At 68.8% G+C, this 10,602-nt stretch carries 10 protein-coding genes; 6 read left to right on the top strand and 4 right to left on the bottom strand.

What is annotated here, in order from left to right; all coding sequences use genetic code 11:
- Both A5752_RS19420 and A5752_RS19415 read left to right on the top strand, forming a co-directional pair.
- Window positions 1–311: amidohydrolase family protein (locus A5752_RS19420; RefSeq protein ID WP_156614010.1), on the top strand; the 311-nt coding region annotated here is incomplete at its 5' end.
- A complete protein-coding gene (locus A5752_RS19415) occupies window positions 308–865 on the top strand; it encodes a carboxymuconolactone decarboxylase family protein (protein WP_067088837.1) in 558 nt (185 codons plus the stop codon). The genes A5752_RS19420 and A5752_RS19415, both read left to right, overlap by 4 nt.
- On the opposite strand, the gene A5752_RS19410 is transcribed toward A5752_RS19415, so the two are convergent.
- Entirely contained in the window at window positions 854–1,678 is an 825-nt protein-coding gene (locus A5752_RS19410; RefSeq protein ID WP_067088834.1) for an SDR family NAD(P)-dependent oxidoreductase, read from the bottom strand. The two genes, A5752_RS19415 and A5752_RS19410, sit on opposite strands and share 12 nt — an antisense overlap.
- Window positions 1,679–1,720: 42 nt before the next feature.
- On the opposite strand from A5752_RS19410, the gene A5752_RS19405 reads away from it, so the two are divergent.
- Window positions 1,721–2,095 carry a hypothetical protein gene (locus A5752_RS19405; RefSeq protein ID WP_067088831.1) on the top strand — a complete coding sequence of 125 codons (375 nt, stop codon included), beginning with the start codon at window positions 1,721–1,723 and terminating at the stop codon, window positions 2,093–2,095.
- Window positions 2,096–2,224: 129 nt separating this feature from the next.
- Here the strand turns inward: A5752_RS19405 and groL are convergent, their stop codons facing one another.
- A complete protein-coding gene (gene groL, locus A5752_RS19400; RefSeq protein ID WP_067088829.1) occupies window positions 2,225–3,850 on the bottom strand; it encodes a chaperonin GroEL in 1,626 nt (541 codons plus the stop codon).
- Between the two features lie 179 nt (window positions 3,851–4,029).
- On the bottom strand, window positions 4,030–4,593 hold the full coding sequence (locus A5752_RS19395) for a TetR/AcrR family transcriptional regulator (protein WP_067088827.1): 564 nt from the start codon (window positions 4,591–4,593) through the stop codon (window positions 4,030–4,032).
- Between the two features lie 98 nt (window positions 4,594–4,691).
- Here A5752_RS19395 and A5752_RS19390 point away from each other — a divergent pair, with 98 nt between their 5' ends.
- Both A5752_RS19390 and A5752_RS19385 read left to right on the top strand, forming a co-directional pair.
- Entirely contained in the window at window positions 4,692–5,612 is a 921-nt protein-coding gene (locus tag A5752_RS19390; RefSeq protein WP_067088824.1) for an SDR family NAD(P)-dependent oxidoreductase, read from the top strand.
- Window positions 5,613–5,632: 20 nt separating this feature from the next.
- Window positions 5,633–6,142 carry a cupin domain-containing protein gene (locus A5752_RS19385; RefSeq protein ID WP_067088821.1) on the top strand — a complete coding sequence of 170 codons (510 nt, stop codon included), beginning with the start codon at window positions 5,633–5,635 and terminating at the stop codon, window positions 6,140–6,142.
- Here the strand turns inward: A5752_RS19385 and A5752_RS19380 are convergent.
- Window positions 6,132–8,669 (bottom strand): excinuclease ABC subunit UvrA, encoded by a 2,538-nt coding sequence (locus A5752_RS19380; RefSeq protein WP_067088818.1) that lies wholly within the window; start codon window positions 8,667–8,669, stop codon window positions 6,132–6,134. The genes A5752_RS19385 and A5752_RS19380 overlap by 11 nt on opposite strands.
- Window positions 8,670–8,889: 220 nt before the next feature.
- On the opposite strand from A5752_RS19380, the gene A5752_RS19375 reads away from it, so the two are divergent.
- On the top strand, window positions 8,890–10,596 hold the full coding sequence (locus tag A5752_RS19375) for a DEAD/DEAH box helicase (protein ID WP_067088815.1): 1,707 nt from the start codon (window positions 8,890–8,892) through the stop codon (window positions 10,594–10,596).
- Window positions 10,597–10,602 lie beyond the last annotated feature (6 nt).

Raw genomic sequence — 10,602 nt, 5'->3', positions numbered from 1 at the left:
GTCAAGGGTCGGTGCCCGAGGCGGTGCGCGAGCTGACCTCGGTGCCCGCCCGCGTGGCCGGCCTGGCCGACCGCGGGCGCATTGCCGTCGGCTACAAGGCCGACCTCAACGTCATTGACCACGATGCGATGCGCCTGCATCGCCCGGTGATCACCTACGACCTCCCCGCGGGCGGCCGCCGCCTGGACCAGAGCGCGGAGGGATATGTCGCGACCGTCGTGTCCGGTGAGATCATCGCCGAGAACGGCACACCGACCGACGCGCGTCCCGGCAAGTTGATCCGCGGGCGTCGGCCGGCGCCAACTGCATGAGTCGCGTTGCGCCGCTTGGTCCCCCGTGGAGCGACGAGGATGCCGCGGGTATCAATGCGTGGGGGCATCCCGACCGCACCTATGAGCCGCTGATGCTGGTGCGGTGCCTGCAACGGCACCCGGATCTCGCTGCGCGGCTCCGCAAGATGGGCGAGTCGCTCTACGTCGACGCCATGCTGCCGGCCCGGTTGCGCACGATCGCGATCCTCCGGATCTGCGCGCTGTTGCGGTGCGAATACGAATGGGGTGGTCAGGCTGCGTTCTGGGGACCCATCGCCGGCGTGAGCGAACGCGAGTGCGACGCACTGGTTCTCGACGACGATCCGGGCTTCAGCGACTTCGAGCGGGTGCTGATCGCGGCGGTCGACGAGATCGAGCGAACCGGCACGTGGTCGGATCGCACGTGGAATGCGTTGGGCGACAAGCTCGATGACGAACATCGAATGGAGTTGCTGGTCGCTGTCGGCTGGTATCGCACGATCTGCACGCTGTGCAACGGTATGGCCCTGCCGGTCGAGGGCTGGATGCGGCGCTGGCCGACGTCAGACGGCTGAGCGGTCGCGGCGCAGCCCAGGGTGCTGGCGACTGAGCGTCCTCAGCAGCAGCTGACGCGGAAGTGCTTGCAGCAGACGGGTACTCAACAGGTTCTGCCGCCCGGCGATCACGATGCCGCGGTCGCGCTCGAGCGCGTCCACGCCGATCCTGGCCACCTCGCGCGACGGCATCCACATGAACTTCGGGAACGCCGCGGCGAACTTGCGCTCGTCCATGCCCGCGGCCTGCAGGAACTCGGTGCGCACCGGTCCCGGCGCGAGCATCGCGACCGTGACGCCGGTGCCTTCCAGTTCGGCCCGCACACCCTCGGTGTACGTCTTGACGAACGCCTTGGTCCCCGCGTAGCCCGCTTGTCCGGGGAACCCGTGAAAGCCGGCGGTGGACCCGACGTTGAGGATGGCGCCGCGACCGCGGGGCACCATCTGTTGGACCGAGCGCGTGGTGAGGTCGATGACGGCTTCGACGTTGACGCGCACCTGCGCGATCTCGTCGGCGACGGGCGATTTCGTCACCGAGCCGATCGTGCCGATCCCGGCGTTGTTGACGAGGATGTCGACGGCGAGGCCGCGGGTGGCGATCTGATCGAACAGCCGGGAGCGGGCTTCGGCGTCGGCGACGTCGCACGCGATGGTCTCGGTCCGGACCCTCTCGCCGAGTTCCGCGGCGAGGTCGCGCAGCCGGTCTTCGCGACGGGCGACGAGCGTGACGCCGTGGCCGCGCGCGGCAAGTTCGCGGGCGATGTCGGCGCCGATGCCCGAGGAGGCCCCGGTGACAACGGCGGTGGTGGTGGGCGACGGCGGCGGCAAAGGCATACAAGAACCTAACGCGGGGCCTCGCCGACGTATTCTCGGGCTATGAGCGTGAAGGTGGACGTCGACCGGTTGGCCGATGTGCTGGCCGACTTCGGCTTCGCCTATCTGATCACGGTCGGCGACGACTACCGCGCGCACACCGTCGCCGTCGACCCGGTGTTCGGCGAGGGCAGGCTCGACGTCGGCACCGTCGGCAGGCACACCCGCGAGAACACCGCCCGCCACGGCGACGTCACGATCGTGTGGCCACCGACCGAGCCCGGCGGTTACTCGTTGATCGTGGACGGCCGCGCGCACCAGGCCGGCGAGTCGCTGTCGATCGAGCCCATCAAGGCCGTGCTGCACCGCAAGGCCACGCCGGAGTCGCCCTCGACGAGCCCTGACTGCCTGCACGACTGCGTGCCGCTGAAGAAGTGACCCCCGCCGAGTGTGGGCTCGTGTCACACGTCCGCGCGAAAAGGCGTGCGGGTACCCACGTTCGCCGGAGGAAACGGAAGAGGCCCGGCCCCCTTGTGGGGAGCCGGGCCTTTCCGTGATGACCAGGACTTAGAAGTCCATGCCGCCCATGCCGCCGGTCGGGTCGGCCGGACCAGCGGCCGCCTTCTCCGGCTTGTCGGCAACGACAGCCTCGGTGGTCAGGAACAGCGCCGCGATGGACGCCGCGTTCTGCAGCGCCGAACGCGTCACCTTGACCGGGTCGGCGACGCCGGCCTTGAGCAGGTCCTCGTACTCGCCGGTCGCGGCGTTGAGGCCGACGCCCTTCTCCGAGTTGCGGACCTTCTCGGCCACCACGCCGGGCTCCAGCCCGCCGTTGAGGGCGATCTGCTTCAGCGGGGCCTCGAGCGCCACGCGAACGATGTTCGCGCCGGTGGCCTCGTCACCCTCGAGCTTCAGATCCTCCAGCGCCGGGGAGGCCTGCAGCAGGGCCACGCCGCCACCGGCGACGATGCCCTCCTCGACGGCCGCCTTGGCGTTACGGACGGCGTCCTCGATGCGGTGCTTACGCTCCTTGAGCTCGACCTCGGTGGCAGCGCCGGCCTTGATCACCGCAACACCGCCGGCCAGCTTGGCCAGGCGCTCCTGCAGCTTCTCGCGGTCGTAGTCGCTGTCGCTGTTCTCGATCTCCGCGCGGATCTGGGCCACCCGGCCGGCGATGGCGTCGGAGTCACCGGCGCCCTCGACGATGGTGGTCTCGTCCTTGGTGACGACGACCTTGCGGGCCTTGCCCAGCAGCGAGACGTCGGCGGTTTCGAGCGACAGGCCGACCTCTTCGCTGATGACCTGGCCACCGGTGAGGATGGCCATGTCCTGCAGCATCGCCTTGCGGCGGTCACCGAAGCCCGGGGCCTTGACGGCGACGGACTTGAAGGTGCCGCGGATCTTGTTGACAACCAGGGTGGACAGCGCCTCGCCCTCGACGTCCTCGGCGATGATCAGCAGCGGCTTGCCGGACTGGATGACCTTCTCCAGCAGCGGCAGCAGATCCTTGACGGTCGACACCTTCGACGACACGAGCAGGATGTACGGATCCTCGAGGACCGCTTCCTGACGCTCGGCGTCGGTGACGAAGTAACCCGAGATGTAGCCCTTGTCGAAGCGCATGCCCTCGGTGAGCTCCAGCTGCAGGCCGAAGGTCTGAGCCTCCTCGACGGTGATGACACCCTCGTTGCCGACCTTGTCCATGGCCTCGGCGATCAGCTCGCCGATCTGGGTGTCACCGGCCGAGATCGCGGCGGTGGCAGCGATCTGATCCTTGGTCTCGACCTCCTTGGCCGACTTCAGGAGCGTCTCGGTGATCTTCTCGACGGCCTTCTCGATGCCGCGCTTCAGGCCGAGCGGGTTGGCGCCGGCCGCAACGTTGCGCAGGCCCTCGCGCACGAGCGCCTGGGCCAGCACGGTGGCGGTGGTGGTGCCGTCGCCCGCGACGTCGTCGGTCTTCTTGGCGACTTCCTTGACCAGCTCAGCGCCGATCTTCTCGTACGGGTCCTCCAGCTCGATCTCCTTGGCGATGGACACACCATCGTTGGTGATCGTGGGGGCGCCCCACTTCTTCTCGAGGACGACGTTGCGACCCTTGGGGCCCAGCGTCACCTTTACCGCGTCGGCGAGGCTGTTAAGGCCCCGCTCGAGGCCGCGGCGGGCCTCTTCGTCATACGCAATTGTCTTGGCCATTGCGAAGTGTTCCTCCGGATTGGGGATGGCACGTCTGCGGTCGGGTGCAGTGCCCGCGACGGACGGCTCGGGTGTGCTCCGCAGATGCGGCCCGTGGCCTCACCGTCCCGACCTAGCACTCGCCGGTCGCGAGTGCCAACTGCATTTCTAGCACTCGACCATGGCGAGTGCAAGATCGTTCAGGCCGCTCGTAGGCCGTCCAGCACCACCTCGGTCAGCCGCGCGGCATCCGCGGGGCTGGCGTCCTGCATCGCGAAGCAGCCGGCGAGGATCGCCTTCACGTCGCGCACACTGAGATCCCTGCGGACGGTACCCGCATCCTGGGCCGCCCTCAGCAGCCCGCCGAGAAAGTCGAGGAAGGCCTCCTCGGTCTCCGGGATCGCCGCCTCGACGTCGATACCCTCGCCGGCCAGCGCGTCCTTCAGGCCGCGATCGGTCGCTCCCCACTGCAAGACCAGCGACCGCAGCAACACGAACAGTGCCTCGCCGGGCGGTACGCCGTCGGTCAGGGCCCGCCCCTGCGCGACGAGGCTGTCGATCCGGTTCTCGACGACCGCGCGGTACAGGTCCACCTTGGTCGGGAAGTGGCGGTACACCGTGCCCGCGCCGACGCCGGCGCGTCGGGCGATCTCGTCGATCGGCACCGAGAGCCCGTCGGTCGCGAAGGCGTCGTACGCGACCTCCAGCACGCGGGCCCGATTGCGCAGGGCGTCGGCGCGCAGGGGTCGGTCGGTCGCACTCACATCGTCACCTCGGGAAGGAATTAAACGGGGCGTGCGTTCCGTATATCCGTAAGGAACCGGGGCGCCCGCTCCGCTTAACACTCTACCGAGGAGAGATCATGTCCAGCTGGACAACCGCAGACATCCCGGATCAGGCCGGGCGTACCGCCGTCGTCACCGGTGCCAACACCGGCCTGGGCTACGAGACCGCGGCGGCGCTAGCGGCCAAGGGCGCGCATGTCGTGCTCGCCGTCCGCAACACCGGCAAGGGCGCCGACGCCGCGCGCCGTATCGAGCAGTCCACCCCGGGCGCCCGCGTCGACGTACAAGAACTCGACCTCACGTCGTTGGCATCGATCCGTGCCGCCGCCGAGCAACTGAGAAGCGATCACGACGTCATCGATCTGCTGGTCAACAACGCGGGCGTGATGTTCACCCCCAAGTCGGCCACCGAGGACGGCTTCGAGCTGCAGTTCGGCACCAACCATCTCGGTCACTTCGCGCTGACGGGGCTGCTGCTGGACCGGGTGCTGGCCGCACCGGGGTCGCGGGTCGTGACCGTGAGCAGCACGGGGCATCGTTTCGCGCGCAACGGGATTCGCTTCGACGACCTGCAGTGGGAGCACGGCTACCGCCGAGTGGGTGCCTACGGGCAGGCGAAGCTGGCCAACCTCATGTTCACCTACGAACTGCAACGCCGGCTGCAGGGCACCGACACCATCGCCGTCGCTGCGCATCCGGGCGGTTCACGATCGGAACTGGGCCGCAACTCGCCGCCGCTGCTGGCCGGGGTCTTCAAACTGCTGGAACCCCTGCTTCAGGACGCCGACATGGGAGCTCTGCCTTCCCTGCGCGCTGCAACCGACCCCGATGTGATCGGCGGGCAGTACTACGGCCCGGACGGCTTCATGGAACAAGGCGGGCATCCGGTCGTGGTCGCGTCCAACCGGTTATCGCACGACGTAGCGGCGCAGAAGCGGCTGTGGACCGTGTCGGAGCAACTGACCGGTGTCACCTACCCGGTACCCACGACGGTCTGACAGTGGCAGGGTGGGTGGGGATGTCACTCGTCGACCCCCGGCAGGTGCCGCCCTACCCACCTCCGCGATACACCGCGCCCGAAGCGGAGGTCAGCGGCTGGATGCGACGCGGCACCGAGCCGGCCGACTACGACTCGTTCGGGCTCGTGAAGTACCACTACCTCGCCGACCAGAAGGCGACCGGCGGCGACTACGGGCTGTACCGCGTCGACATCGCACCGAACGGCGGCGGGCCGGGACCACACTTTCACCGCACGATCTCCGAGGCCTTCTTCGTGCTGTCGGGAACGGTGCGGCTCTACGACGGCGCCGCCTGGTTCGACGGCAATCCCAACGACTTCTTCTATGTGCCGCCCGGCGGCATTCACGGCTTTCGCAACGAGGCCGACGCTCCCGCGTCGCTGTTGATCCTGTTCGCTCCCGGCGCGCCGCGCGAACAGTACTTCGAAGGTTTCGCCGCGCTCGGCGACCTCACCGACGAGGAGCGCCGAGAGTGGTTCATCCGCAACGACAACTTCTTCATCGAGTGACCAGCCGCGCGGCCAGGTACGGCGCCGTGCGGCTCCCCTTGGCCCGACTCACCTTCTGCGGTGTGCCGGCCGCGACGATGCGGCCGCCGTCGTGGCCCGCACCCGGTCCGAGGTCGATCACCCAGTCCGCCCCGGCGACCATCCGCATGTCGTGTTCGGCCACCACCACCGAATTCCCCGCGTCGACGAGGCGATGCAGTTGCGCGTCGAGCAGGTCCACATCCGCCGGATGCAGCCCCGTCGTCGGCTCGTCGAGTACATAGAGCGTGTGGCCGCGGCGGGGCCGCTGCAGTTCCGAGGCCAGCTTGATGCGTTGGGCTTCCCCGCCGGAAAGCTCGGTGGCCGGCTGCCCCAAGCGCAGATAACCCAGCCCGACCTCCCGCAGCGTCGCCAGGCTCCGGGACGCACCGGGGATGTCGTCGAGGAACTGTGAGGCTTCGTCGACGGTCATCGCCAGGACGTCGGCGATGGTGTGGTCGCGGTAGCGCACCCGCAGCGTGGCCTCGTTGTAGCGGGCACCTCCGCAGGTCGGACAGGTGGCGTAAGTGCCTGGCAGAAACAGCAATTCGACCGACACGAAGCCCTCGCCCTGACAGGTCTCGCATCGGCCTTCGGCGACGTTGAACGAGAACCGGCCCGCCGTCCAGCCCCGGCGGCGCGCCGCCGGCGTCGCGGCGAATTCTCGTCGCACGGCGTCGAACAGGCCGGTGTAGGTCGCCAGCGTAGAACGCGGGGTGCGTCCGATCGGTCGCTGGTCGACGGCGACCAGCCGGTCGATCCCATCGACGCCGTCGGCGGTGACCCCGATGCTGGCGTCGTGATCGAGGTCGACGATCTCGGCGTCGGAATCGTCGCTGTCGCCGTCGCTTTCGGCCAGACCGACCGCGCGGCCCAGATGACGGTTCACGACATCTCCGAGTACCTTCACCACGAGCGTCGACTTCCCCGAACCGGAAACGCCAGTGACCGCGGTGTAGACGCCCAGCGGCACGTCGACATCGACGTCGCGTAGATTGTGAAAACAGATGCCGCGCAGTCGCAGCCGCGACGACGGTTCGCGCGGCGTCCGCGGTTCGGCCGCCTCACCGTCGAACAGATAGCGCCGGGTGATCGACTCCTCGACGTTCTTCAGGCCGTCGACAGGCCCGCTGTAGAGCACCCGCCCTCCGAGCTCCCCAGCGCCGGGGCCCACGTCGACGATCCAATCCGCTCGACGCACGACATCCATGTCGTGTTCGACGATGAACAGCGAATTTCCCGCTCGCCGAAGCCTATCCAGCACATCGAGCAGCGGCTCCGCATCAGCGGGGTGCAGGCCGGCCGACGGCTCGTCCAACACGTAGAGCACCCCGAACAATCCGGCCCGCAGTTGCGTGGCCAGGCGCAGTCGCTGCAGTTCACCCGGTGACACGGTGGGGGTGCGACGGTTCAGCGTCAGATAACCCAGCCCGAGGTCGATGAGCACCTGGATGCGGGCGACCAGATCGGCGGCGATCATCGTGGCGACCTCGGTGTGCTCGCCGGAGGCCGTCGACTCGAACGCCGGCGCGGCATCCGTGCGCGACGCGGTTGGTCGGAGCGCGTCGGCGAGTTCGACCAGCGGCATCGCCACGTAGTCGGCGATGCTGTGACCCGCAAAGGTCACCTTCAGCGCCTCGGGCCGCAGCCCCGATCCGTGGCACACTGCGCACTCGACGCTGTCGACGTACTGCAGGACGCGCCGGCGCATCATCGCGCTCTGCGAGTTCGCCAGCGTGTGTCTGACATGGCGTTCCGCGCTCGAGAAGGTCCCGTTGTAGTAGTACTCCGCGGTAACCGGGTGCTGGCTCGGATCGATCTCGACGGTGGGCTGCTCGTCGGTGAACAGGATCCAATCCCGTTGGCGTTTCGGCATTTTGCACCATGGCTTGTCGATGTCGAATCCCAGCGTAATGAGGATGTCACGCAGGTTCTGGCCCTGCCATGCGCCTGGCCACGCCGCGACGGCGCCCTCGCGGATGGTCAACGAGGGGTCCGGTACGAGCGTCTGCTCGGTCACCTCGTGGATCCGGCCGAGACCGTGACACTTGGGGCACGCGCCGACGGCGGTGTTCGGGGAGAACGCGTCGGAGTCGAGTCGTTCGGTGGCGCCGCGCGGGTAGGTGCCGGCGCGGGAGAACAACATCCTCAACAAGTTGGACAGGGTCGTGACGGTGCCGACCGTGGACCGCGAGGTCGCCGTCCCTCTGCGCTGCTGCAACGCGACGGCAGGCGGCAACCCGGTGATGTCGTCGACCTTGGGCGCGCCGGTGGGCAGGAGCAGGCGCCGCGCATACGGCGCGACCGACTCGAAGTACCTGCGCTGCGCCTCGGCGTAGATGGTGCCGAACGCCAGCGACGATTTGCCGGATCCGGAGATGCCGGTGAAGGCCACCAGCGCGTCGCGCGGGGCGGCGACGTCGACGCCCCGTAGGTTGTGTACGCGGGTACCGAAGACACGGACGCACGGGTCGATGTCGTCGCTGGGGGGAGTAGGGGTTGCCGACATGGTTGGCGGAGAGTACCCACGTCGCGCCGGGACAAGCATCGTGTTTGCTGTGCACACTCCCCGGCGGGCCCTTGAGCGCCGCCGGCCGTTCGCCGCTCCGGCGCGCATCGCACCCGTGAGCAACGCCCGACACACCGGCCGTCCAGCGACACGCCACGCGGAGATGCGCGGCCGTAATCCGTTGCGCTAGGCTGCTGTCCGATCAGTGAGGAGTCTTTGGGTGCGGGCAGACACAGCGCCCGACACCCAGGCTTTGCGAGGCTGGCAGCGTCGGGCTTTGGTGCGGTATCTTGGCGCCAAACCGCGTGACTTTCTCGCCGTCGCCACCCCCGGCGCGGGTAAGACGACGTTTGCCCTGCGCGTGGCCGGCGAGCTGCTGGCCGACGGGACCGTCGAGCGCATCACCGTCGTCGTACCGACCGAACACCTCAAGATCCAGTGGGCGCTGGCCGCCGCGAGACTCGGCCTGTCGCTGGACCCGAAGTTCTCCAACAGCGCCGCACACCACTCGTCGGAGTACCACGGCGTCGTGGTCACCTACGCCCAGGTGGCCAGCCACCCGACCCGACACCGTGTGCGCACCGAGAACCACCGCACCCTGGTCATCTTTGACGAGATCCACCACGGTGGCGACGCGAAGAGCTGGGGCGAGGCGATGCGCGAGGCGTTCAACGACGCCACCCGCCGGCTGGCGCTGACCGGCACGCCGTTCCGCAGCGATGACAGCCCCATCCCGTTCGTCACCTACGAACCCGACGGCGAGGGGGTGTTGCGCTCACGCGCCGACCACGTCTACGGCTACGCCGACGCGCTCGCCGACGGGGTGGTGCGGCCGGTGGTGTTCATGGCCTACTCCGGAGAGGCGCGGTGGCGTGAGCGCGCCGGCAGCGACGATGTTGTGTACTCCGCGAGGCTCGGTGAACCGCTCAACGCCGAGCAGACCGCGCGGGCGTGGCGCACGGTGCTCAACCCGAACGGCGAGTGGATACCGGCTGTGCTGCAGGCCGCCGACACCCGGCTCTCCCAGTTGCGCAACGGCGGCGTACCGGACGCGGGCGCGATGGTGATCGCATCGGACCAGAAGGCCGCGCGTGCTTACGCCAAGGTGTTGACGACGCTGACCGGGGAGGCGCCGACGCTCGTCCTGTCCGACGACCCCGGATCGTCGGACCGCATCGCCGCGTACGCGGCCGGCACGTCGCGTTGGCTGGTCGCGGTGCGCATGGTCTCCGAGGGCGTCGACGTGCCGCGCCTGGCCGTCGGGGTGTACGCGACCTCGGCGTCCACCCCGCTGTTCTTCGCGCAGGCGATCGGCCGCTACGTCCGGTCCCGCCGGCCCGGTGAGACCGCGAGCATCTTCCTGCCGTCGGTGCCGTCACTGCTCGACCTGGCCAGCGAGATGGAGGCGCAGCGCGACCACGTGCTCGGCAAGCCGCACCGTGAGTCGCAGGGCGAGTGGGACGACGCGGCGCTCGAGGACGCCAACAAGAAGAAGGACGAACCGGGCGAGCTGGACAACGGTTTCGAGATGCTGGGCGCCGACGCCGAACTCGACCAGGTGATTTTCGACGGCTCCTCGTTCGGCACCGCGGCGGCCGTCGGCAGCGAGGACGAGGCCGATTATCTCGGCATCCCCGGCCTGCTCGCCCCCGATCAGATGCGGGACCTGTTGCGGCGCAGGCAGGAAGAGCAATTGACCCGCCAGACCGCCTCGGGCGAGGTACCCCGCGTCTCGACACACGGCCAACTGCGCGAGCTGCGCAAGGAACTCAACACGCTGGTGTCCATCGCGCACCACCGCACCGGCAAGCCCCACGGGTGGATCCACAAGGAGCTGCGCCGGATCTGCGGTGGCCCGGCCGTCGCGGCGGCGACGACGGATCAGCTCCGGGCCCGCATCGAGGCCGTCCGCAAGCTACAGGCCTAGCCGCAC

The sequence above is a fragment of the Mycobacterium sp. 852002-51961_SCH5331710 genome (assembly GCF_001665535.1).
Lineage (GTDB): Bacteria > Actinomycetota > Actinomycetes > Mycobacteriales > Mycobacteriaceae > Mycobacterium.
This window is presented reverse-complemented; position numbering and strand designations above follow the sequence as displayed.